21 protein-coding genes and 2 pseudogenes are annotated in these 23,520 nt (G+C 66.0%); 6 read left to right on the top strand and 17 right to left on the bottom strand.

What is annotated here, in order from left to right:
• Both AYB31_RS18715 and AYB31_RS18710 read right to left on the bottom strand, forming a co-directional pair.
• Window positions 1-882: an alpha/beta fold hydrolase gene (locus AYB31_RS18715; protein ID WP_068830501.1), complete on the bottom strand. Its 882-nt coding sequence runs from the start codon at window positions 880-882 to the stop codon at window positions 1-3.
• Window positions 883-936: 54 nt separating this feature from the next.
• A complete protein-coding gene (locus AYB31_RS18710; RefSeq protein ID WP_068830499.1) occupies window positions 937-1,740 on the bottom strand; it encodes an alpha/beta fold hydrolase in 804 nt (267 codons plus the stop codon).
• A 177-nt stretch (window positions 1,741-1,917) separates the two neighbouring features.
• Here AYB31_RS18710 and AYB31_RS18705 point away from each other — a divergent pair, with 177 nt between their 5' ends.
• On the top strand, window positions 1,918-2,538 hold the full coding sequence (locus tag AYB31_RS18705) for a TetR/AcrR family transcriptional regulator (protein ID WP_068830497.1): 621 nt from the start codon (window positions 1,918-1,920) through the stop codon (window positions 2,536-2,538).
• A gap of 10 nt (window positions 2,539-2,548) precedes the next feature.
• Here the strand turns inward: AYB31_RS18705 and AYB31_RS18700 are convergent, their stop codons facing one another.
• Both AYB31_RS18700 and AYB31_RS18695 read right to left on the bottom strand, forming a co-directional pair.
• Entirely contained in the window at window positions 2,549-3,907 is a 1,359-nt protein-coding gene (locus tag AYB31_RS18700) for a DUF1329 domain-containing protein (protein WP_068830495.1), read from the bottom strand.
• 11 nt (window positions 3,908-3,918) lie between these two features.
• On the bottom strand, window positions 3,919-5,655 hold the full coding sequence (locus AYB31_RS18695) for a DUF1302 domain-containing protein (RefSeq protein WP_068830493.1): 1,737 nt from the start codon (window positions 5,653-5,655) through the stop codon (window positions 3,919-3,921).
• A gap of 318 nt (window positions 5,656-5,973) precedes the next feature.
• Here AYB31_RS18695 and AYB31_RS18690 point away from each other — a divergent pair, with 318 nt between their 5' ends.
• Both AYB31_RS18690 and AYB31_RS18685 read left to right on the top strand, forming a co-directional pair.
• Window positions 5,974-6,807 (top strand): extracellular medium-chain-length polyhydroxyalkanoate depolymerase, encoded by an 834-nt coding sequence (locus AYB31_RS18690; protein ID WP_068830491.1) that lies wholly within the window; start codon window positions 5,974-5,976, stop codon window positions 6,805-6,807.
• A 51-nt stretch (window positions 6,808-6,858) separates the two neighbouring features.
• Entirely contained in the window at window positions 6,859-7,569 is a 711-nt protein-coding gene (locus tag AYB31_RS18685; protein WP_068830489.1) for a hypothetical protein, read from the top strand.
• On the opposite strand, the gene AYB31_RS18680 is transcribed toward AYB31_RS18685, so the two are convergent.
• The gene (locus AYB31_RS18680) at window positions 7,566-8,531 is read right to left on the bottom strand and encodes a CobW family GTP-binding protein (RefSeq protein ID WP_068830487.1); all 966 of its coding nucleotides are present in this window, start codon (window positions 8,529-8,531) and stop codon (window positions 7,566-7,568) included. The two genes, AYB31_RS18685 and AYB31_RS18680, sit on opposite strands and share 4 nt — an antisense overlap.
• A 72-nt stretch (window positions 8,532-8,603) precedes the next feature.
• Between AYB31_RS18680 and AYB31_RS18675 the strand changes: the two genes are divergently transcribed.
• The gene (locus AYB31_RS18675) at window positions 8,604-8,957 is read left to right on the top strand and encodes an NADH:ubiquinone oxidoreductase (RefSeq protein ID WP_068830485.1); all 354 of its coding nucleotides are present in this window, start codon (window positions 8,604-8,606) and stop codon (window positions 8,955-8,957) included.
• Window positions 8,958-8,978: 21 nt separating this feature from the next.
• Here the strand turns inward: AYB31_RS18675 and AYB31_RS18670 are convergent, their stop codons facing one another.
• The 4 genes and pseudogenes from AYB31_RS18670 to AYB31_RS22395 all read right to left on the bottom strand — a co-directional run.
• Window positions 8,979-9,620 carry a DUF1826 domain-containing protein gene (locus tag AYB31_RS18670; protein WP_068830483.1) on the bottom strand — a complete coding sequence of 214 codons (642 nt, stop codon included), beginning with the start codon at window positions 9,618-9,620 and terminating at the stop codon, window positions 8,979-8,981.
• The gene (gene zigA, locus AYB31_RS18665) at window positions 9,620-10,825 is read right to left on the bottom strand and encodes a zinc metallochaperone GTPase ZigA (protein WP_068830481.1); all 1,206 of its coding nucleotides are present in this window, start codon (window positions 10,823-10,825) and stop codon (window positions 9,620-9,622) included. The genes AYB31_RS18670 and zigA overlap by 1 nt, the downstream gene beginning before the upstream one ends.
• Window positions 10,818-10,952, bottom strand: a pseudogene (locus tag AYB31_RS22400) (TraR/DksA family transcriptional regulator); the annotation flags it as partial. The gene zigA and the pseudogene AYB31_RS22400, both read right to left, overlap by 8 nt.
• A gap of 264 nt (window positions 10,953-11,216) precedes the next feature.
• A pseudogene (locus tag AYB31_RS22395) lies at window positions 11,217-11,417 on the bottom strand (RNA polymerase-binding protein DksA); the annotation flags it as partial.
• 105 nt (window positions 11,418-11,522) lie between these two features.
• On the opposite strand from AYB31_RS22395, the gene folE2 reads away from it, so the two are divergent.
• Complete coding sequence (gene folE2, locus AYB31_RS18655; RefSeq protein WP_068830477.1) at window positions 11,523-12,416, top strand: GTP cyclohydrolase FolE2; 894 nt, start codon at window positions 11,523-11,525, stop codon at window positions 12,414-12,416.
• A 3-nt stretch (window positions 12,417-12,419) separates the two neighbouring features.
• On the opposite strand, the gene AYB31_RS18650 is transcribed toward folE2, so the two are convergent.
• From AYB31_RS18650 to AYB31_RS18620, 7 genes are all read right to left on the bottom strand, one after another.
• Window positions 12,420-14,321, bottom strand: coding sequence for a DUF2207 domain-containing protein (locus tag AYB31_RS18650; RefSeq protein WP_068830475.1), 1,902 nt, complete (start codon window positions 14,319-14,321; stop codon window positions 12,420-12,422).
• A 50-nt stretch (window positions 14,322-14,371) separates the two neighbouring features.
• Window positions 14,372-16,297, bottom strand: a complete 1,926-nt coding sequence (locus AYB31_RS18645) for a DUF2207 domain-containing protein (protein WP_068830473.1) — start codon at window positions 16,295-16,297, stop codon at window positions 14,372-14,374.
• A 2-nt stretch (window positions 16,298-16,299) separates the two neighbouring features.
• Window positions 16,300-16,866, bottom strand: coding sequence for a LemA family protein (locus AYB31_RS18640; protein ID WP_068830471.1), 567 nt, complete (start codon window positions 16,864-16,866; stop codon window positions 16,300-16,302).
• A gap of 51 nt (window positions 16,867-16,917) precedes the next feature.
• Window positions 16,918-17,412: a DUF3617 domain-containing protein gene (locus AYB31_RS18635; RefSeq protein ID WP_068830469.1), complete on the bottom strand. Its 495-nt coding sequence runs from the start codon at window positions 17,410-17,412 to the stop codon at window positions 16,918-16,920.
• A 110-nt stretch (window positions 17,413-17,522) separates the two neighbouring features.
• On the bottom strand, window positions 17,523-17,918 hold the full coding sequence (locus tag AYB31_RS18630; protein WP_068830467.1) for a DUF1850 domain-containing protein: 396 nt from the start codon (window positions 17,916-17,918) through the stop codon (window positions 17,523-17,525).
• The gene (locus AYB31_RS18625) at window positions 17,915-19,942 is read right to left on the bottom strand and encodes a TRAP transporter permease (protein ID WP_068830465.1); all 2,028 of its coding nucleotides are present in this window, start codon (window positions 19,940-19,942) and stop codon (window positions 17,915-17,917) included. The genes AYB31_RS18630 and AYB31_RS18625 overlap by 4 nt, the downstream gene beginning before the upstream one ends.
• 166 nt (window positions 19,943-20,108) lie before the next feature.
• Entirely contained in the window at window positions 20,109-21,062 is a 954-nt protein-coding gene (locus AYB31_RS18620) for a TAXI family TRAP transporter solute-binding subunit (RefSeq protein ID WP_068830463.1), read from the bottom strand.
• Between the two features lie 416 nt (window positions 21,063-21,478).
• Between AYB31_RS18620 and AYB31_RS18615 the strand changes: the two genes are divergently transcribed.
• Entirely contained in the window at window positions 21,479-23,161 is a 1,683-nt protein-coding gene (locus AYB31_RS18615) for an amidohydrolase (protein WP_068830461.1), read from the top strand.
• A 6-nt stretch (window positions 23,162-23,167) separates the two neighbouring features.
• Here AYB31_RS18615 and AYB31_RS18610 read toward each other — a convergent pair.
• Window positions 23,168-23,520, bottom strand: a 353-nt coding sequence (locus AYB31_RS18610) for a helix-turn-helix domain-containing protein (RefSeq protein WP_330220007.1), incomplete at its 5' end; no start/stop codon positions are given.

Below are 23,520 nucleotides of genomic sequence, written 5' to 3'. Positions count from 1 at the left end.
TCAGCCCTGCGTCAGCAGAAAGGCACGCACTCGCTCGGCACTCGCCGCGGGGTGCTCCTGCATGAAGCAGTGCCCGCCCTCGACCTCGTCGATACGCACCTGTGGGTTCAGCCCGGTCAGGCGCCGCGCCGACTGGCCTACGAAGGGGTAGGTTCGGTTGCCGTACAGCAGCAGGCTAGGCGTGGCGATCCTGGCCAGCGACGGCCACAGGCGTTTGGGGTAGGAGCTGAAGATATCCACCTCGCGACTGGGCCGGCACTTCAGTTCGACGCCGCCGTCCTCGGCATCTTTCAGGGCATGCTCGACATAGGCCTGCAGCGCCGCATCGTCCCAGCCACGGAAGATACCGCGCCCCTGCAGCAGGGAGAACGCCGTGGCCCGGTCCGGCCAGTGGCGCCGGCGCGCTGCCGACTTCTTCGCCATGACGTTGCGCCGATGCAGACCGAGCAGCTCGGACAGCGCCATCGCGCCGATCATCGGCTTGCTGAACAGCACCGGATCGAGCATGACCGCACGGCGGAACAGCTCGGGATGGCGCGCCAGGATCAGGCTGGTCAGCACGCCGCCGAAACTGTGGCCGAGCGCCAGGCGCGGCACCTCGCCGAATAGGCCGCGCCCTGCCTCGAAGGCCTCGACTGCCAGCTCGGCGCTGCGGTTCCAGCCGTGGAAGCGGCCACCATGCTCGGTCTCGCCATGGCCCTGGGCATCGCACAGCCACAGGTCGAAATGCTCGGCCAGCAGCGCCAGCATGGGTTCGTAGGTGCGCCCGCAGAAGCCGTTGCCATGCAGGAAATGCAGCAGCGGCTTGCCGGAGGGCGGGCTGTGCCAGCCGGTCAGGGTGAAGCCGGCGGATGACGGATGAGACCAGGGGAGCAGTTGCATGGAATGGGCCGCAGAGAATGTCCGCGGCTAGTGTACCCATGCCCTCCCGAGGCGTCAGGCAGGCAAAGCCGCCGAATGCGCGGCGATAAACTCGTCCAATAAGTGGTTCAGTCGCCTTGGCTGGTCCAGTGGCGTGGCATGCCCGGAGTCCTCGATCACTTCCAGGCGCGCGTTGCGCAGCTGGGCCACGTAGGCACGCTTGTAGGCCAGCGGGGTGTAGTCGCGGTCACCGCTGACCACCAGCAACGGAGTCTCCACCCGCGTCACCGCCGGCAGGGCCGACCAGCCGGGAATGCTGCGCATGGCATGCAGGTAGGAGACGGGGTCATTGCCGGCGATACGCTGCTTCACCTGCTCGCGCAGCGCCTGCTGTTCCGGTTTGGGGAACAGCTTGCCGGCCAGCATGCGCGCCAGGCCGCGCAGGCCGAACAGACGAAACAGCGTGAGGCGTAGCCAGATCTGGCCCCTGATCTGCCAGGAGTCCACCGGGAAGCTCGGCGCACTGTTGATCACCACCGCCGCCCGCACCAGCTGCGGCTGCTCGGCAAGCAGCTGGAAGGTCAGCATGCCACCCATGGAAATGCCCACCAGAATGCACGGCTCGATATCCAGCGCCTGGATGAACGCCGCCACGTCCCCCGCCAGCGCGCTCATGCTGGATGGCGCGCGCAGCGGTTCGCTCTGACCATGACCGCGCACATCCAGCGCCAGCACCCGGCAATAGCGCGCCAGGTGTTCGACCTGCGGTTGCCAGTCGAGCAACGAAGAACCCAACCCGTGCAGCAGCAGAATGGGTGTACCCTGGCCCTGGTCGATATAAGCGAAACGCCCGGTGGGCAAATGCAGATAGTTGATCATTAGTGCATCCACTGATTATTAAAAAGACAATAAAAGTGCATTACCCGAGCAACTCGGATAATTAATAAAGTTGTTTTAAGCAATAACTTGATAAACGCCATTCACTTCAATAAATGGCAATTTGCCTTGCCCTATCAAACCCCCTAGAATCGACTGGCTCCGGCTCGAGAATCATTTATGTACAGCATCGCCAGCCCCACCCAGGCACGCAGCAAGAAGGCCCTGGAACGCTTCCTCAACGTGGCGGCCGAACTGCTGACCAACAATAGTTTCGAAGAAACCGGTATTTCCCAGATCGCTCAACTGGCCGAATCCTCGGTCGGTACTTTCTACCGCCTGCTCGGCGACAAGGACGTGCTGCTGTACGCCGTGCACGAGCGCTTCGTCGAGCAGAACCGGATCGCAATCGATAACCTGGTCGAGGACCTGAGTCGCGAGGCCGCACCGCTGGACGCCGAGGTGGAAGCCTTTATCCGCGGGGTGATCCGCCTGTTCGACGGTAGTGAAGGCCTGCTCCGCGCGCTGATCCGGCGCAGTTCCATGGACCCGCAGTTCCGTCAACGCTTTCACCAGCTCAATGCCCATATCGGCCAGGCCCTTGGTCGTATTGTGCTGCACCATCGGGCTCTCCTGCGTCACCCGCAGCCGGAACAGGCTGCCGATCTCTGTGCCCATATGCTGCTGGCCGGGCTGAACTACTTCACCATGGTCGGCAGTATCGGGGCGACGCCCCGGGAAGTTGTTCCCGGGGAACTTTCCAAGATGATCTGCAGCTATCTCCAGCTGACGCAAAGTTGATATCCGTCGATTAACGGCGACTGTCGCGGCGTAGTTGCGCCGGCGTGAAGTCGGTTGGATTCAAAGCCACACCAAACTGGTCCGCCGGTTCTTCGTTGGCCAATATGCCAATCACGTAGCGGCCGCCGATCAGGTCATACACCGCATCACCGCGGGTCCACAGCAACGGCTGGTCGTACATGTTGAGGGTGTAGGACTCGCCGAGACGCCATAGGTTGTCGCGGTTGTCGTAGTGGTCCACCACCAGGATCTGGTAGCTGTCCTCGTCGAAATACAGGTCGCGCTGCTTGTACTGGTGGCGCAGACCGGCCTTCAGCGTGGCGCGTACGTGCCAGACGCGGTGCAGCTCGTAGCGCAGCAGGTCCGGATTGACGTGCCCAGGCTGGACGATATCGGCGTACTTGTTGGTCTTGGCCGCGAAGCGGTAGCTGTTGTAGGGCACGTACATTTCCTGCTTGCCCATCAGCTGCCAGTCGTACTTGTCCGGGGCGCCGGAAAACATGTCGAAATTGTCGGTAGTACGCATGCCCTCGGAGGCGGTGCCGGGCGAGTCGTAGGCCACGTTCGGCGTACGTCGCACGCGGCGCTGGCCGGCGGCATAGAGCCAGGCCAGACGCGGCTCCTTGACCTGGTTGACGGTCTCGTGGACCAGCAGCTCGGTACCGGCCAGACGCGCCGGCGCCAGTACCGATTGGCGGAAGTAGAACAGCACGTTGCCGTTGTCCTTGCTGGCGTTGCCGGCGTCCTGGTTGAACAGGAACAGGTCCTCGATCTGGGTCATGAAGTAGTCGCCGCTGGCGTGCGGCACGGCCTGGGCGTAGTAGCGCTTGACGCTGTCACCGCGATAACGCACCAGGTGGTTCCACAACACTTCCAGAGCCGACTGCGGGATCGGGAAAGGCGTGGCGACCTTGAAGTCGGCAATGCCGTTGCCGTTCTCGATCAGCTTGGCGCTGGTGGCGTTGGCCTTGATCGCGGCGTAGACCTTGTCCGGGTAGGAGGCCGAGCGGCGGCTCGGATAGACGTTGAGCTTCCAGCTGCCGGCGTAGCGCTTGAGCATGGCCAGCTGCCCCGGGCTGAGCTTGTCGCGGTACTGCTCGGCGTTGGCGGCGCTGATGCTGAACAGCGGCTGGTCGGCGGCGTAGGGATCCTTGTAGCCGAGCTTGGGGTCGAAGGCCGCGCTGTCCTTGTTCAACCCGCCGTTCCAGGCGGGGATGCTGCCGTCGGCGTTGCCGGCCTTTTCCGCGCCCAGCGGTGTGAGGTCCTGGCCCAGGCGCGCGGCCTGGTCGGCGCCGACCTGGGCCTGCGCCAGCGGGGTTACGAGCAGGGTGGCCAGCAATGCGGCGTGGAGCTTTCCTGAATGATGCATGGCTATCCCTCTCAGAAGCTGTATTTGACGTTGAAAGTCAGGTAGTCGCGGTCGGTGCGCTTGTTGGAAATGCCGCCGCCACTGTAGGCGACGAACTTGGCGCCGACCGTCAGCGATTCCTGGTAGATGGCGTCGAGACCCACCGACCAGCTCTGCGCCTCTTCATCGAGGCCGTTGGTGAGCTGAGGCGCCACGCCGTTGATGCTGTACTGGTAGCTCATGCTGGGCACAAGGTTCACCAGGTTGAACACGTTGGTATAGGTCAGGTTCATGCTGGCCTGGGCGCCGTAGGCACTGCTGGTCGCCTCGTAGTAGTCGACGTCCGACTCCAGGCCCTGCACGCGGCTGGCGACCAGTTCGGAGAACAGCGTCGCGGAGTCCGAGCCAAACAGACCGTTGAAGTTGTAGATGGCCGCCAGCGAGGCCTGATACATGTCCTTCTCGCGATAGCCGTCGAGCTTGCTGCCCACCGGCAGGCCATCCGGATTGAGCAGGGCGAGTGGCAGGTATTCGTTGAGGCCGAGGGCGATCGGCGTGTCCGGCCGGTAGCTCAGCTCGCCCGCCAGGGACAGGCCATTGAGAAAGCTGTCGCCGCCGATCGAGGTGTTGAAGCTGATGCCGAACAGGTCGCGCTTCTCCAGGTACTCGGCGTAGTAGCGCGAGCTGCTGGCATCGGGCAGCGCGCCCACTACCGGCAGTACCACGGGGCGGCCGACGGTCATGCCGAGCATCGGCACCTGCATGTTGTAACGCAGGTAGTAGAAGCCCAGCTCGGTGTCGTTCAGCTCCGGCACGTACCAGCGCAGGGCCAGGCCGTACTGGGCCGAGTCGTCGCCATCGATGTCCTGGGCGCGGCTCATGAAAGTGGTCGGGATGTAGGCACGCAGCAGGTTGTTGACCAGGCCAGGTGGCAAACCGTTGGCCCAGGCCTGCGCCGCCTGCGGGCTGTCGAAGGCCAGACTGCTACCAGCCAGGGCGGTGGCCTGTTCCTGCAGGGGGGACACGGACAGGTACTCGCAATCCTCGCCCAGCGGGTCGAGCGTCGAGTAGTAGGTGCCGCAGGGGTCGATCTTCGAGGCTTCCCAGGCCTTGCCCGGCTGCCAGTAGCCTTCCACGGAGACGTTGTCGTGCAGCTCGTAGGAGCCGTAGATCATGAAGGTCGGCAGATAGGCCTCCTTGATCTCCGAGCCCGGCGCGCGCAGGGCGTTGATGTCCACCGGGTTGGTGGCGCCGATGCCGTTCTGGTAGAACAGCGACTCGCCCCAGTTGATCACCTGGCGCCCGAGGCGCACGTTGAGGTCGCGCTCGCCCACCGTCCAGCTGCCGTAGACGAAGGCATCCAGCAGGTCGATGCTGGAGCCGGCTTCATCCAGGCCGCCGTCGCTGATCTCGCGGTGGCGACGGTCATCGTCCTTCAGCTCGAAGTCGTAGAAGGCACGGCCACGGACGAATACGCCGAAGTTGTCCTGGTAGCGCAGATCCATCTCCGAGACGACCTTGGCCATTTCCGAGAACAGATCGCCCCTCTTGAAGTTGAGGTTACCGTCGTCGGAGTTGATCAGCCCGGCATTGCTGCCCTTGCCGCCGTTGGCGCGGGCGATCAGTTTGCGGTCCTGGCCCTCCATGCGGTAGCTGACGCCATAGGAGACGGTAGTATCGAGCGAGGTGGTCCAGTCGCCGGAGCGAACCTGGAATGCCTGAGCGCCCAGGGGCAGGCTGCCGAGTAATGCCAGGCTGGCTGCCGCCAAGCCTCTTCCGTGGTGTGCCACGATGACCTCCAGTGTTGTTTTTATCGGAATCGGAACATCGGTTCCGAAATAATCTAGACCTCCTCTGCTCACCTGACAAGCCCGCCAACAGAACTTTTTCTGTGGCCAGTGGTTCGTGCCTTCCTCCGGCAACTGATTCGCCCTCGGCAGCGAGCGAATCAGCCGCTCTATTCCGCCAATCTCCCGGCAAAGATGCTCTGCAGGCCCCGCAATCCGGGCACTTTAACACTTGACGGAATCGGAATTCCTGTTTCTATTTGGCTCGCGACACCCACAATAACAACGGAGATCACGCTCATGCTCGCGCCCCGCTCATTGCTGTTCTGCCTGCTGTTGTTCGCCCTGCCCAACGCCTTCGCCGACTCGCGCTGCAGCGAAAGAGCCAAGACCCTGCTGCTGCCGGCCAAGGTCAGTTGCAGCTACAAGACCACCTGGATCGACTCCGGCATCGTCGGCGCCCGCCAGGTGATCTACCAGACCCCGCTGGGCACGCCGCCCGCCAACGGCTGGCCGGTGGTGCTGATCTACCAGGGCTCGTTCTTCCCGCTGAACAACTTCACCTACTACAGCAATCAGCCCTTCGGCGGTTACTACGAAGGCAAACTGGTACGCGCCCTGCTCGACAACGGTTACGCGGTGATCGCCCCCAGCGCGCCGGCCGACCTGTTCTGGCAGACCAATATTCCCGGACTGGCCCAGGCCTATGAACTGACCACCGACTACGACTTCCTCGGCAACGTATTCGACGCCATCGCCAGCGGCCACTTCGGTCCGCTGAACAGCCAGCGCAAATACGCCACCGGCATTTCCAGCGGCGGTTACAACAGCAGCCGCATGGCGGTGTCCTTCCCTGGCCAGTTCAAGGCCCTGGCCATCCAGTCCGGCTCCTACGCCACCTGCAGCGGCCCGTTGTGCGTGCTACCCAATCAGCTGCCGGCCGATCATCCGCCCACCTACTTCCTGCATGGCTTCGTCGACCTCACCGTGCCCTGGTGGAGCATGGATCTGTACTACGACCGCCTGCTCCAGCAGGGCATCGAAACCGCGCGCTACACCGAGCCGCTGGGCGGCCACGAGTGGTTCGCCGCATCGCCCGGCAAGGTCCTCGCCTGGTTCAACGCCCACCCCTGAGCAGCACCTGGCGGCCAACGCCGCCCGACCCTACACCACACGGAGCCTTTCATGATCGCCCGCCTATTCGGCCTGCTGGGCCTCGTCTCATGCCTGCTCAGCGGCGCAACTGCCAACGCGGACGAGTTACAGGAGCTGCGCCTGGCGCTCAGCGGTTCGCTCGGCGATTTCTACCTGCTCTATGGCGTTGATGCCGACCCCGGTTTCAGCGTCGTACTCGAACGGCGCCTGCAACACGGAGAAAGACTGGTGACCCAGCTGGCCACGCGACCGCCCGCCATGCTCGAAACCTGGCAGCGCTATCGCACATTGCTGCAGTCCATCTCGAACGAAATCCAGCAGGGCCATATCCCCGACGGCAACTCGGTGGCCTCGGTACTGGAACTGAATCGCCGGCTCATGGCCGACAGCGACAGCCTCGGCCCGACGCCGGACGAGTTGACTGGCCCCGAGCGCCTGGCCCTGCGCCTGCAGTACCTGACCACCGACTACATCGCCTACAGCATCGGTGCCAATGCCCTGGGCAGCGACAGCCTGGCGATCGACGAGCAGGCCAGAAACTTCAGCAGCGACCTGCTGCAGATGCTGCACCAGGCGGCTCCCCGCAGCGAACGCCAACGCCGACTCCAGGCCATCGCCCGCAAATGGCGCTATATCGAACCGTCGCTAATGGGCTACGAGCAACGCGCAGTCCCCAGCCTCATGCGCCGTTACAGCACCAGCATCATCGGTGAACTGACACTGCTCGCCGCAGCCGACTAGGCCAGCCGGCAACGCAGCAACGAGGCCTGGAGCAGATCCGGCTCCTGCGCTGCGGCGAAGATCAGCTCCAGCCGCGAATCCCGGCGCCATTCGCTGTCCCGCCACTGCGGCGCCTGGCCGGCGAGCAGGTTGGCCGAGCGCCAGCCCTGCTCGGTATGCAGCACCAGCTTGGCGCGGCTCCAGTCCAGCCCGGCCAGCCACGACTCGATCTGCAGGGAGTCAAAACGCTGGCTTGGGTGGAAACGCCAACCGATGCTCCAGCCCTCGGCCTGCGCCTGCATCTGACAGATCGGCTGGCGCGGGTCGCGCCAGAGCTGCGCCAGCGGCGCCTTGGCCTCGGGCAAGGCACTAGCGTCAGTGGCCTCAGCAGCACATACGGCGCTGCCCGGCAGCTCGGCGAAGTCCAGCGCGCCCTGGCTGGTCCAGCGCAACGGCAACGCCGGCAGTTGCGCCTGCACGCGTGCGCGCGCCGCCTGATCCAGGCCTTCGGCCTTGTTCAGCAGCAGCAAACCGGCCAGCGGCAACGCCGCCTGCTGCGCCTCCGGCAACGTCTGGCCAGCCGCCAGGGCCGCGGCATCCAGCACCAGCACCACTGGCTGCAGCGCCAGTACGCCCAGCCAGGGCGCCATGCCCAGCTGGCGCAGCAACTCGGCCGGGTGGCCCAGGCCGGACGGCTCGATCAGCAGGCGATCCGGCCGCACCTTGCGCAGCAGACGGGCGAGGCCAACCTGAAACGGCGCACCGGCGACGCAGCACAGGCAGCCACCGGGAATCTCGGCGATGCCGATGCCGTCCTCATGGGTCGCCAACAGGGCAGCGTCCAGGCCGATCTGGCCGAACTCGTTGACCAGCACGGCCCAACGCTCATGCGCCGGCTTGTGCGCCAACAGATGACGGATCAGGCTGGTCTTGCCGGCGCCCAGCGGGCCGCCGATCAGATGGGTGGGGATATTCGCGAGCATGGCCCTATGGTGCGGTTTTAACGGCTGGCGGAAAAGGCTAGAGTCGCCGCTTTGCCGCCAAGGAGAAACGCGATGCGTGCGATTGTTGCCCTGTTGTTGCTGGGCCTGACCGGCCAGGCCTGGGCCGAGGCCTGCGTGGTGCACGCGGAAGGCCAGCAGCTTGAGGTCAAGCTGTGCCAGCAGAACCGTACCATCCCGGCCAACCTGTTTCGCAGCGGCTTCTGCGCCCCACAGTTGCAGGGGCAGAAGGTCGAGGTCAGCTTCGTCGTGCAATGCCCGGCCGGCGCTTTCGGCGAATGCCGCAACGCCAAGGTGCAGGGCACGCCCTACCAGCAGGATATTCACTATTACGGCGTCGAAAGCGATGCCCGTTACCTCAAGCCCGCCTGCGAACAGCAGAGCAAGGGCGTGTGGATGGCGCGCTAGCCAGCCACCTGCTGAGCGCGGCTAGGCCAGCCAGTCCAGGGTCAGCAACAAGCGCCGCTCGCCAGCAGGTGGCGCTGGCGAACGATGAATCAGCCCGGCGCCCTCGTTGCCCAACCACTTCTCGCCCTTGGCCAGCGCCACCCAGCCCGCCTCCATCTGCTGGATACGCCCGGCATCCCGGGGCTCGGCCTGGGCATCGCCCAGCCGGCGGCGATCCATGCCACCCTCTGGCAGCCATTCGCTGGCAACCCCGGCATAGGTGCTGATCAACCTGAGCGGCACATGATCGACGTGAAAGCGCGGGCACATCGGCTTGGCCAGGCTGCGCAGGCGCAAGCCAACCCGGCGCGCATCGAGCAGACAGGCGAATGCCTCGACCAGCCAGACGACATCGGCGACAAAGGCTGCGTGCCCATGCAGGTCGGCCTGGACGGCCAGCAACGGCGGCATGCGCAGCGCCTCGTCGGTGCCAATCTCGATCTGCAGGGTCTCGCTCACCTCCAGCGGCTGGGCCAGCAGCACCTGCGCGAAATCCGTCACCTGCGGCGCCAGGCGGCGCTGCCAGAGGGCCAGATTGACCCCGTCGTGCAGCACCTCGGTGAGCACCTCGTGTTTCTCGCTCAGCACCTGGCGTGGCGCCGGGCGCAACTGCAGGGCCTGCATCAGGCCGCCTCCTCGGTCCAGGCGCCGAAGGGGTCCGGCAGGTGTTGCCAGGCCTCGGGGCCGGCGGCCATCTCGGCGTCGGTCAGCAGGCAGTCGTCCAGTTCGGCGCGCAGGCGGGCGAAGTCGATGTTCTGGCCGATGAACACCAATTCCTGACGGCAGTCGCCGACCTCGGCGCTCCATTTGCTCATGATGGTGCCAAGGCCGTCCTGATCCTGAGGCCACTGGGTCTTGGGCACGAAGCGCCACCAGCGCCCGGCGTAGCCATGGCGCATCAGGCCGCCGGCCTGCGACCAGCTGCCGGCCTCCTGGTACTTGCTGGCCAGCCAGAAGTAGCCCTTCGAGCGCAGCAGCCGACCGTTGACCCATTCGCGGTTGAGGAAGGTGAAGAAACGCTCGGGGTGGAAGGGCCGGCGCGCCTGGTAGGCGGTCGACGCGATGCCGTATTCCTCGGTCTCCGGCACGTGCTCGCCGCGCAGCTCCTTGAGCCAGCCGGGCGCCTGGGAAGCGCGGTCGAAGTCGAAGCGGCCGGTGTTGAGGATCTTCGCCAGCGGCGCCTGGCCCATCACCATCGGCACGATCTCGGCCTCGGTGTTCAGCCCGCGCAGGATGGCCGTCAGCTCCTCGCGCTCGGCACTGGAGATCAGGTCGGTCTTGCTGATCAGAATGACGTCGGCGAACTCCACCTGCTCGATCAGCAGGTCGGTGATCGAGCGCTCGTCCTCCTCGCCCAGCGTCTCGCCACGGCTGGCCAGGCTCTCCGCGGCGTGGAAGTCGCGCAGGAAGTTCACCCCGTCGACCACGGTGACCAGCGTGTCGAGGCGCGCCAGGTCGGACAGGCTCTGGCCCTGTTCGTCGCGGAAGGTGAAGGTCTCGGCCACCGGCAGCGGCTCGCTGATGCCGGTGGACTCGATCAGCAGGTAGTCGAAGCGGCCGTCGCGGGCCAGCCGCGCCACTTCCTCCAGCAGGTCTTCGCGCAGGGTGCAGCAGATGCAGCCGTTGCTCATCTCCACCAGCTTCTCGTCGGCGCGGTTGAGGCTGACGTCGCGCTGCACTTCGCTGCCGTCGATGTTGATCTCGCTCATGTCGTTAACGATCAGCGCCACGCGCAGGCCGTCGCGGTTCTTCAGCACATGGTTGAGCAGGGTGCTCTTGCCGGCGCCGAGAAAGCCGGACAGCACGGTAACGGGTAGACGGTTATCCATTGGGGTTTCCTCGCACATCACGGATATGGCGTTCGCGTTGTTCCTGACGCTCCTTGGCTTCGATGCACAGGCTGGCGGTGGGCCGCAGCAGCAGGCGGCGCAGGCCGATCGGCTCGCCGGTTGAGGGTCTGCCCCCCGTTTCGTAGTGGCCGCGCCGGCACCAGTTTTTGCGCGGGGTTAGGCGCGAGAGGCGAAGTTTGGTGCTCCAAATGAGCCGTCGAGCAACAACGCACCGTGCAAAAACTGGCCCGGCACTTCGGGTTGCGCGGCAAATGGCGCCATGCGGCGTTGCGGGACTTGGCAAGGGGCCACCATTCCCTGCGCCCCGCGCCTTGCCTGGCGCCATTTGGCGCAGCAACGCGGCCGCTACGAAACGGGGGGCAGACCCTGGGCACCAGCCGTACTCGCCACGGGCCAGGCGCTCCAGCGCCTCGTCGATCTTGTCCAGCAGCTTCTTCTCGCGCTCCAGCAGACGCAGCTGCCACTGGCGCTGTTCCTCGTCGATGCGCCGTTGCAGCTCGCTGCGTTGTTCCAGCAGACGCTGGCGGAAGAACGCCTGCTGCGCCTCGTTCATGTAGGCGGCGGCGGGCATGGCAAGCAGTTCGGGTTCGCTGAGCACAGTCGATTCTCGTCAGGGTTGTCTCTCATTTTTGTTATAACATAACATTATCGGTTCGCAACTGGCCCGAGAAATCCGATGACTGCCCTGACCCTTCCCGATATCGCCGCGCAGTCCAACGCGCAGAACCAGCCCCGGCTGGACTTCGTTGGCATGCAGCAGATCGCCTTGCCGGTGCTGCTCGATGGCAAGCCGCTGGACTGTCGGGTGGATGCCGGCGTCAGCCTGGACAACCCCGGCGCACGCGGCATTCACATGTCGCGCCTGTACCTGGCGCTGGAGGCCCTGGAGCAGCGCGAGTTGTCCTTGCCCGCGATCGAGGCGGTGTTGCACCAGTTTCTGCAGAGTCATGAAGGGCTATCGCAGCAGGCCCACCTCAACCTGCGCGGCGAGCTGCTGCTCAAGCGCCCGGCGCTGGTCAGCCCGTTGGCCGGATGGAAGGGCTATCCGCTGGAACTGAATACCCGCCTGGATGCGGCAGGGTTTCACGTGGAACTGCAGCTGACGTTGGGCTATTCCTCCACCTGCCCGTGCTCGGCGGCGCTGGCCAGACAGCTGATTCAGCAGCAATTTGTCGATGATTTTGCAGGTATATCACTCGATCATGCCGATATCATCGCCTGGCTTGGCGGCACTAGCGGCATTCTTGCCACGCCGCACAGCCAGCGCAGCGAGGCGCGCCTACGACTGTGCTTAGACCCCAAACTGCAGCGTCTGCCGGTTCGCCAACTGCTGAACAACGCCGAAGCCGCCCTGGGCACGGCGCTGCAGACGGCAGTGAAACGCGCCGACGAGCAGGCCTTCGCCCTGGCCAACGGGCAGAACCTGATGTTCTGCGAAGACGCCGCGCGACGTCTGCATCAGTGCCTGCGCGAGCAGGACGGCCTGCTCGGCTTCAACCTGGAAGTGGTGCATGCCGAAAGCCTGCACGCCCACGACGCCGTGGCCCGCAGCAGCTGGAACTGGCGCTAAGCCTTACCAGCCGCCGCCTCCTCCGCCACCGGCACCACCGCCAGAATGGCCTCCCCCCGAAGAGGCGGACCCGCCACTGGAGCTCGGAGCATCGGACACGGAATAATCAGCAGAGGAGCTCGCAGCCGACTCCTCGTCACAGGCGCTGGCCAAGTCGCGGTAGAGGCTCGGCGCCAGCTCGCGGCCAATGGCTGCCGCATCGCGCCCCACTGACCAGTCGGGCCGGTATTCGCGCAACTGCGGCTCGACCAACCCGGCGGCCAGCGCCGCAGCGAAGCGTGCGCTCCAGCGTGCCTCGACCCCCAGGGCCATGGCGTAAGGCAGGTGCCGCTCGTACAGCTCGATACTCATGGCCGGCGCGTCACCAGCGCGAGCCAGCACGTCGGCCTCAGCCAGCTGCAGGTATTCGCGGTACCCCGCCAGCTCATCCAGCATGCGCCGGCCCTGAACGGTGGGTGCCGCCAATAGGAAACGGAACAGCACCACCAACAGCCAGAGCACGGTTACGGCCACAAGCGCTCCCGGGGGTACCCGATTAGCCAGCATGCTCAGCGGAAACAGACTGACCAACAACGCCATGATGCCGCCGAAGGACGGGCCCCCACTGAGCAATGAGCCAATACCGATGCCTCCAAAAAGCAAAATTGAAACCGCAATGCCGGCGATCTCCTTGCTCGCTTCTCCCTCACTTTCGGCAAACAGCAACACCAGGGTGGCAGCGAAAGCAATCCAGAAACCGACCAGCCATGGAGCCCGATTGAGGCTGTGATAGCGGGCACCAAACTCCTTCAGCCTATGGCCGAAGGCGACCACCGCCTGCAGAAGGCGCGGCTGGTGCGTACGTCCGAGCGGGATCGGTTGCCCATCGGTAAACAGTTCGTCGAGCAGACGCCCCTCGTCGATACCCAGCGTCGCCTGGCACTCTGTGGCGCGGGTAAGAAGCAGCCGTCCCCCTTCGTCGCGCAGATGGACATGACCGCGGATGGCCAGATCGGTCAGGGTTACACCCAGCTCACGCACAGCACGCTTGCCCTCGGCGAAGCCACGGTGCCAGAGAAAGCTGACCCTCGCCGGGCTGACGCCCTCGGGAGCGGCATAACGCGGAATCACCAGGCCAGGTGCCGGGTCCCGGCCAATGCGATACCAGTAGTACCCGTAGACACCCGCCAGAAACAGCACCGCCAGGCCCGCACGAAGCAGGCCGAGGTTGTCGCACAGCAAACGCCAGGTGCGCTTCAGCCAACCCGGATGCGTGACCAGCCCGGACGGCCATTGCACTGCCAAGGTCAGGCCCTCGCCGGGGCCCAGGACTCGGGTGCTGGTTAACGCCAGACGACCCTGGCCGGACTCGATGCGGTAGTCAGTTCCCTGTGTTCCTTTCAGGCCCGTGTAAGCCCTGGCACTGACGATCTGCGCGCCCTCCGGCAACAACACCTCGGCGCTGGCGCTGAGAATCGGCAGGCGCCAGGCATTGCCAGTAACGTTCCAGTACAACTCGTCGTGCAACTCGCCCTGAATCAGCTGGGCATCGACGCGGTAACGCAGCTCATAGCTATGCCGCCCCGGCTCCAGGATGTGCTCGGCGCTGCCGAGATACAGGCGCTCGCCCCCGGCGGCGCGCACGATATGGCTAGCCTCCGGCTGACCATCGCGACTGCTGCCCAGCCACTCGAACGGCGTGTTGCGATACAAGGAGTCTCCGCGGCGATAGCGCGTGGGCAGTTCGCGATAGATGCCACGCCTGATCTGCCCTCCCTCGGCCTGCACCACGATGCGCTCGGTGACCAGCAGTTGACCGTCGGCCTGCACCTGCAGGGTAGCGGCAAACGATTCGATGACTTCATCGGCGCTGGCCGAAGACGCCAGACAGCACAACAACAACAGGGATAACAGCCTTCCTGGCACAACCACACTCCTTGTAAGAGCGCCCTTTCCGGGCGCCGGACATTTTCGACCTACCAGCCGCCACCGCCGCCACCACCACCGCCTCCGCCCGAGGAACCGCCGCCGGACGAGCCACCGGATGACGAACTCGACGGCGGGCTGGCCGCGCTCGCCGCGATGCCGGCCAGGCCCGAGGACAGGTGGCTGGAGAACTGTTCCGGGCTACTGAAGGCGCGCTCGCTGGCATACCAGGTCGGCCGGTAGCTGTCGCTGCTGGCACCCGAGATCAGGCCCGCCGCCAGGGCGCGGGTAAAGCGCGCGCTCCATTCCTTCTCCACGCCCAAGGCCATGGCGTAGGGCAGGTGTTGTTCGTACAGGGCGATGCTCATGGCCGGGGCCTTGCCGGCGCCGGCCAGTTCGTCGCGCTCGGCCAGGCTCAGGTATTCGCGGTAGCCGGCAAGCTCGTCGAGCAACTGCCGGCCTTGCAGGGTCGGCGCCTCCAGCCACACGCGAAACAGCGCGCAGCACAGCACCAAGGCCAGCACCAACAGCAGGTTCAGCGGCGCCACCGCCCCTGCCATCATGCCCAGCGCGCCGAGGCCGACGCCGAAGAACGGCAGGCCGAACAGCACCATGACCAAACCGCTGCCGACCCCGCCCTCGCCCATGCTGCGCACCCCGGTGCCAATGATGAACAGCCCGGCGCCACCGAAGCAGACCATGAACAGGCTGGCCACGCCGATCAGGGCCAGGCCCTCGCTGTCGCGGGTGCCCAGCACCAGGCAGGCGGCGATGCCGGCCAGGGCCAGCAGCACGCCGCGCCACCAGATGCCGCGATTGAGGCGGAAGCAGCGCTCGTGCTGTTCCTTGTGCAGCAGCTTGTCCAGTGCACCGACGGCGGCGCCGAGACGCGGCTCGTAGTCGCTGCCGACTTCCAGATAGCCGATGTCGCCCTTGAGCAGGCTGGCCAGAACCTTGCGTTCGCCGCTGAACAGCGCCTTGTCGTCTACCTGGCCGCGATGCACGGCGAAACCCTTGCCGCCGTTGAGGTCCTCCAGGCGCACCGCCTGCTTGATCGCCATCGAGGTCAGCGCCACGGTCAGCGCGCGCACGCTGCTGTAGCCACGCGCAAAACCTCGGTGCCAGATGAAGCCGGCCGCCGCTGGCGACAGGCCCTCGGGCGCGGCGAAGCGGGCGATCACCACGCCGGCCTCGGGATCGCGGCCGACGCGCCGCCACTGGTAGCCATAGAAGCCCAGCAGCGCCAGCAACAGGGCCAGGCCGAGCAGCGCGCCGGGGTTGTCGTCGATCAGCCAGCCCAGCTGGCGTAGCGCACCGGGCCGCTGCACCAGGCCCTCGGGCCAGGCCAGGGCGATGGTGAAACCCTCGCCGGGCTGCAATTCGCGGGTGGTCTCGTAGCTCGGCGGCACGTCGTCGACCTCACGGTAATCCTCGCCCTGCTCGCCCGCCCAGCCGGTGTAGCCGTGCGCGGCCAGCACCTCGGCGCCGGCCGGCAGCAACACGCGTACGCTGGCATGGCGAATGGGAAAGGCCCAGTCGTTGCCGGTGACGTTCCAGTACAACTCATCCTCGCCGGGGCGATGCAGCAACTGGCGATTGCTGCGGTAGCGCAGCAGGTACTGGTAGCGCCCCGGCGCCAGCTGGCGGTCGTGGCGGCCGATATAGACCCGCTGCATCGGCCCCTGGGCCTGCTCGAAATAGGGCTCGGGGGCGCCGTCGCGCTGCACTTCGAGCAGCTCGAAACCGACCCGCTTGTCGAGCAGCCCCGCCAGCCGCATGCGCACCGGGAAGTCGCGGTAGATGCCACGCTTGATCTGCTCGCCCTCGGCCTGCACGGTAATGCGCTCGCTCACCAGCAGGCCGCCGTCAGCCTCGACCTGCACCTCGACGGCGAAGTCCTCGATCACTTCCTGCGCCCGCGTCACGCCGGGCAGCAGGCAGCACAACAGCAACAGGGGTTTCAGCCAGCCCGGCATGTTCAGAACTCCAGCTTCGGCGACAACCCGTCGCGGGCGTCGTCCAGGGTGAAATAGGTGGCGCAGCGAAACGCGAAGGCGCGCGCCAGCAGGTTGCTGGGAAATGACTCAACCAGCACATTGAGCTCGCGCACGGCGCCGTTGTAGTAACGACGGGCCATCTGGATATGCTCCTCGACCTCGCTGAGGTTGCGCTGCAGATCGAGGAAGGCGGCGTCGGCCTTGAGCTGCGGGTAGTTTTCCACCAGGGCGAAGGTGCGCAGCAGCGCGGCCGTGAGCTGGGTTTCGACCGCCGCCCGATCCGCCGCACCGTCGCGCTCATGGGCTTGGGCCGCGCCGCGGCGGCTGACCAGTTCTTCGAGGGTTTCCCGTTCGTGAGCCATGTAGGCCTTGAGACAGGCCACCAGCTGCGGGATCAGGCTGGAGCGGCGCTTGAGCTGCACGTCGATGCCGCTCCAGGCCTCGGCCACCCGCGCGCGGTTGAACACCAGGCGGTTGTAGCCATAGATGATCGCCAGCAGCACAGCCGCCACCAGTGCCAGTGCGATCCAGCCACTCAATCCTTGCATACCCTTGGCTCCCCTGCCCCATGAGGAGGGCAGTGTACCCCGGCCACCGGATCAGCGACTGGGCAGCCCGCCACAGTCCTCGCCCAGCCATTTCGCCTGGCTGTGCATGCTGCTGGGCTGGCCGTCGTAGACGCCGTTGACCGTGGTGGTGAAGGCGGTATCGCCCTGGAAGCGGGTTTCGCCCTCACCCTCGCCATTCGGGCACTTGAAGTGGAACTTCCAGACCTCGGCGCTGCGCTCGGTGATTTCATGGCTGCAACCGGAGTCTTCGTTCTGCAGAGGGATGTCGCCGGCCTTGAGGCGTTCGGCACTGAGGCACAGCTGCACACCGCTGCCACCCAGCTTGACTCCCTGCTGGGCGAGCATCTGCTCCATCATCTGGCGCTGCTCGGGCGGCAGGTTCTGCAGCTGGCCCATCATCTGCTGCATGTCCGGCATGGTCTGACCACCATGCAGCATCTGGCTGGTGAACTCCCACAGACCGGCACGAGGCTCGGCGCAGGCGAGGGTTGGCAAGACAAACAGCAGGGCAAGCAGAGGGCGCATGACGGTTTTCCTCCAGGTGGCGGTTCAGCCAGCTTAGACCCCAGACGAACAAAACCCCCGGAGGCGAACCTGCGGGGGTCGGGTCCATCCTGGCGCTTGTGGCGCCGGGATCAGCGTTGGAGCGTGCAGCTCCAGAGTTCCAGCGCCGGCCGGTCCGCTCGTGGCGGACCCAACCACTCGCCAAGGGTATGGCAACGCTGGTCGAAACAGAGTTGGTAATCACCGGCCTCGGGGGTACGCCCGACGCGCAGCGGTTGCAGCGGCGGCATCTGCCGGCGGTAGTGCCAGCTGCCGTCACGCAGTTCGGCGCCGTCCGGGATCTCCATGCCCGCGCCGGAGCCCTTGACCCGTGCCTCGCCGAGCAGCAGGCCGTCGGCGGTAACGCGGTAGTCCTCTTCCCAGCGGATCTTCTCGATAGTGTGGTTCCAGGCCAGGGTGAACCCCGACTGCGGCACCGCCACCTGGGCCCAGAGCGCGCCGGCCAGGCCCATGCACAGACCGATCACGCGGCCGCCGGCGCCGCGTGGCGATGACGCCACAGGTGCTGGCCGAGCAGCACGGCGGCAATGGCGAAGCCCAGCTCATCGGTGATCGGCAGCGCCAACACCAGGGCCACGCCGCCAGCGAAGGCCAGCACGCGCTCCCACAAGGCCAGGCGACCCTGCAGGAAACCGATCGAGGCGATGCCCCACAGGCCGATGGCAACCGCCGCCTTGAACAGCATGTACGCGGTCATCCACAGGCTGTCGCCCTGCAGCATCAGCGACGGGTTGTACACCGCCATGTACGGCACCACGAAACCGGCTACGGCGATGCGGATCGCCCACAGGCTGATCTTCAGCCCAGTCTCCTTGGCGATCGGCGCGGCGGCGAAGCAGGCCAGCGCCACCGGCGGGGTAAGGTCGGCGAGGATGCCGAAATAGAACACGAACATGTGCGAGACGATCAGCGGCACGCCCAGCTCCAGCAGGGCCGGCGCGGCGATCGAACTGGTGATGATGTAGTTGGGGATGCTCGGGATGCCCATGCCCAGCACCAGGCAGGTGAACATGGTCAGCACCAGCGAGAGGAACAGGTTGTCCTTGCCGATGGCCAGGATGTAGCCGGCGAAGGTGGTGGCCACCCCGGTGAGCGACACCACGCCGATGATCACCCCGACCAGCACACAGGCGATGCCCACCGGCACCGCATGGCGCGCGCCCTCGACCAGCGCGTGCAGGCACACGGTCAGGGTCTCGCGACCACCCTTGATGAACCAGCAGGCCGCGACGAGCAGGCCAATGACGCCGAACACCACGCCGATGCCGAGCTGGAAGAAGCCGGCGCAGAGCACGCCCAGGGCGATCCAGAACGCCACGCGCAGGCCGAAGCTGGAAACCCGCAGGATGATCGCCGAGCCGAGGATAACGATGGCGGTCAGCGCCAGGCCGACGGTGCCGGAGAACAGCGGCGTGCGCCCGGAAAACAGCAGCCAGACCAGCACCAGCAGCGGAATCAGCAGGTACCAGCGCTCCTTCACCGCCGTCCAGGGGTTCGGGCATTGGTCCTTCGGCAGGCCCTTGAGGCCGGCACGCTTGGCTTCCAGGTGAACCATCCAGAACACCGAGCCGAAGTACAGCAACGCCGGCAGCAGCGCCGCCTTCGCCACCTCGACGAAGGGCACGTTGATGGTCTCGGCCATGATGAAGGCCACCGCGCCCATCACCGGCGGCATGATCTGGCTGCCCATGCTCGACGTGGCCTCGACCCCGCCGGCAAAGGCCGACTTGTAGCCGAAGCGCTTCATCAGCGGGATGGTGAACTGCCCGGTGGTGACCACGTTGGCCACGCCGGAACCGGTGATGGTGCCCATCAGCGCCGAGGACACCACCGACACCTTGGCCGGGCCACCCAGCTTGTGGCCGAAAAAGCCCAGGGCGAAGTCGGTGAACAGCTTGATCATGCCGGCCTGTTCGAGGAAGGCACCGAACAGGATGAACAGGAAGATATAGGTGGCCGACACGTAGGTCGGCGTGCCGTACAACCCCTCGGTCCCGAACGACAGCTGGTTGACGATCTGGTCGAAGCCGTAGCCACGATGGGCCAGATCACCCGGCAGGTATTCGCCGAACAGGCCGTAGAGCAGGAACAGGCCGCAGATCAGCGGCAGTGCGATGCCCATGACCCGCCGCGCCGCCTCGAACACCAGGGCGATCAGCAACACGCCGACGATCAGGTCGCCCTGGGTCAGGTCACCGGAGCGCTGGATCAGGTCCGCCTCGAACACCCACTGGTAGATCGCCGTGGCCATGCCGGCCAGGCCCAGCACCCAGGCCAGCGGCTGCCACGGGCGGCCCTTGCCGACGCCGGGGTAGCAGAGAAACACGATCAGCAGCAGGAAGCCGGCGTGCACCGCACGCAGCACCTGGGTAGACACCGGGTGAAAGGCGGCGGTGATGATCTGGAAGATGGTGAACAGCAGGGCGACGCAGAACAGCGCCTTGGGCCAGTCGCGCGGGTTGGCCGCCAGACCGTCGTGGTGCTCGCTCATGAATCCGGTACCTCGATAACCATGGGACGAGAGCGGCCGGCAAAGGACAAACGGCGGTTCGGCCTTTGCCGGCTTCTCTCAGCAGGATAGTTGCGGCCACCGCTGGCGGCCTGTGCGCGGCGCGCCGGGTTACGCCGCCCAGCGGGTAACCCGACGCGCAAGGGCCTTACAGCGCACCGACTTCCTTGTAGTAGCGCTCGGCACCCGGGTGAAGCGGGATCGGCAGGCTCTTCGCCGCGCTGTCCAGCTTGATGTCCTTGGCCGCGGAGTGGGCAGTGGCCAGCTTGTCCAGGTTCTCGAACATCAGCTTGGTCATCTGGTAGGCCACGTCGTCGCTCACGCCCTCATGGCTCACCAGGATGTTGGTGATGGCCACGGTCGGTACGTCGGCATCCTGGCCGTCGTAGGTCTTGGCCGGGATGGTCGCCGGCTGGTAGGCGGCGTTGCCGATCTTGCCCACCACGTCGGCCGGGATGGCAACGAAGCTGATCTTCATGGTCGAGGCCAGGTCGCGGATGGCGGCCATGCCCAGGCCCGAGGACTGCAGGGTGGCGTCCAGCTGGCGGTTCTTGATCAGCTCGACCGACTCGGCATAGGGCAGGAACTGCACTTCACCCATGTCCTCGTAGCTCAGGCCAGCGGCCTTGAAGATGGCGCGGGCGTTGAGCTCGGTGCCGGACTTCGGCGCGCCGACGGAGATGCGCTTGCCCTTGAGGTCGGCCAGGGTGTGGATGTCCGCGTCGGCGTTGGCGACGATCTGGATGTAATTCGGGTAGGTCCCGGCAATGGCACGCAGCTTCTTCAGCGGCGCCTTGAAGCCGGCTTCTTCCACGCCGTTCCAGGCATCGGCCACCGAGTCACCGAGGGCCAGAGCCAACTCGCCACGCCCGGCCTGCAGCAGGTTGAGGTTTTCCACCGAGGCCTTGGTCGCCTGTACCGAAGTTTTCGAGCCTTCGATGCCGTTGCTGTACAGCTGCGACAGGCCGACACCGATCGGGTAGTACACGCCGCTGGTGCCACCGGTGAGGATGTTGATAAAGGTCGGGGCGGCAATGGCCGCGGTGCTGGCGGTGAACGCTGCCGCGGCGGCGAACAGGCTGAGACGCTTGGTCAGGGTCATGCGGGTTTCTCCATTGTTGTTGTCGGTGAGTCGCGCCCGTGGAGCTGAACGGCGACCCGGCAACAAGAACGGCGAGCGCACCCGGCAGGCCGGGCTAGATGAGGAGCCCTTGGACTCCTGGCAGGCAATGCACACTCGGTCGTTCTTGTTATCACCCTCTTGAGGGCATGGCAGAAACCATAGCAGCCAGCGTGCCAGGGGCTAGAAGGCTCGATTTTGCTGGGTTCGAGCAAATCCGCCCGACAAGTTTGAGCGGAAATCCGCCCACCACCCGCCCCCAATAAGCGGAAATCCGCCGATGGCCCGCCAGCCATGCCAGGGCACTTGTGCCAGACCCGCGCACTTCTGTGCCACCTGGCCACGCGCTGCGGCGCTGTCCGGTAGTCTGAGCACCAGCCGCCAAGGAGAACCTCCCCGTGCCGAATCCCCACGCGCTCTGCCGCAATGCTGCCCTCGCCATCCTGACCCTGCTGGCCGGCTGCTCGGCCGGCGATGGCGCCGACCTGATCCTGCACAACGGTCAGGTGCTGACGGTCAACGCCCAGGACCAGGTGGCCGAGGCCATCGCCGTGCGCGACGGGCTGGTCCTGGCAGTGGGCAGCGAGGCGCAGATCATGGCGCTGAAGGACGAACACACCGAAGTGATCGACCTGCAGGGCAACACGGTACTGCCGGGCTTTATCGCCGCCCATGAACACCCGACCCTGAGCGCGGTATTCGGCGGCGCGGCGGACCTGTCCGGCTTCACCCACCCAAGCAACGCCGAGGTCTGGGCGGCGCTCAAGGCGGCGGTGGCCGAGGCCGACCCGGGCGAGTGGGTATATGCCGGCGGCATCGACCCGATCCTCACTCCCGACCTCGCCGTGCCGATGCGCCAGGCACTGGACGCCATCGCCCCGGACAACCCGGTGCTGCTGGTGTCGCAGACCCTGCATTCGTTCTGGGCCAACTCGCGCGCCTTCGCCGAAGCCGGCATCGACCGCAACACGCCGGATCCGGGCGACGGCTCCTACTACCAGCGTGACAGCCAGGGCGAGCTGACCGGTTTCATCGCCGAAAGCCGCGCCGCCCAACCGCTGCTCAAGGACCTCAAATCACCGTGGCAGCTGTTCGGCCGCTACCAGACGGTGCTCGACGACCTGCTCGCCAACGGTTTCACCTCGGTCGCCTCACTGGGTTACAACGTGCCGCCGCTGATGGCGCGCTTCGTCGCCTCGGACCACTTGCAGCCACGCATCCGCCAGTTCTTCTACCTGGTCGAGGACGAGCTCAAGTACCTGCCGGACAGTCCCGAGCAGGACAATCCCTACTTCCGCGTGCTCGGCATCAAGCTGTGGCACGACGGCTCGCCCTACACCGGCAGCATGTTCACCAGCTCGCCCTACCTGAACAGCCCGCTGGGCCAGACCCTGGGCATCGCGCCGGGCAGTCACGGCGAGGCGATGTTCAGCCAGCAGCAGTTGCAGGAGAAGATCCGCCGCTACACGGCCGCCGGTTGGCAGGTGGCCATCCACAGCCAGGGCGATGCCTCGGCCCGCGCCGTGACCCAGGCGCTCAAGGCCGCCGGCCCGCTGCCCGGCAAACGGCCGGTGGTGCGCCTGGAGCATGGCGTGGAGCTGCCTCTTGACCGCCTGCCGCTGCTGGCCGAGATGGGCGTGACGCCCTCCTTCCACATCAACCACATCCTCTACTACGGCGACGCGCTGGAAGACTCGATCATCGGCCGGCTGATGGCGCAGCAGGTGCTACCGGTACGCAGCGCCTTCGCCCAGCACATGCGCCCCACCCTGCACGCTGACAGCCCGATGTTCCCGGCCAGCCCGTTCAGCCTGATGCACACGGCGATCACCCGGCAGAGCAGCAGCGGACGGGCGCTGAACGCCGGCGAAGCCATCGACATCCACCAGGCGCTACGCGCCATGACGGTCAACGGCGCCTACCAGCTGCGCATCGAGGAACAGGCCGGCAGCCTGGAGCCGGGCAAGTGGGCCGATCTGCAGATCGTCGACCACAACCCCTACAGCGTGGCGACCGAGGCGCTGCCCCGGATCAAGGTGCAGGCGGTGTACCTGGCCGGCGAGCGCAAGTACCCACGCTAAGCGCCGCTATTCGTCGTCGCCACTGCCGGCAGGGCGATAGCTGCTGCGCTGCAGGCGGTGACGCTGCATCTTCTCGTTGAGGGTGCGGCGCGGCAGCTGCAGCAGCTCCATCACCTCGGCGATATTGCCCTGGCAACGTTGCAACGCCTGGTGCAGGCACTGTGCCTCGAAGGCTTCCATCTGCTCGGCCAGCGACTGTCCACTGGCCAGACTCGGTGCCGGCACCGACAGGCCCAGGGCATGGCGCTCGGCGGCATTGATCAGCTCGCGCACATTACCCGGCCAGTCGTGGCCCAGCAGCCGCGCCAGCTCGCTCGGCGGCAGCGGCGGCGCCTCGCGGCCATGGCGCCGGGCGGCCT

The sequence above is a fragment of the Pseudomonas sp. BMS12 genome (genome assembly GCF_001592875.1).
Classification (GTDB): Bacteria; Pseudomonadota; Gammaproteobacteria; order Pseudomonadales; family Pseudomonadaceae; genus Aquipseudomonas.
Note: the sequence above shows the minus strand (reverse complement) of the source record. Positions and strands in the feature narration are given on the sequence as shown.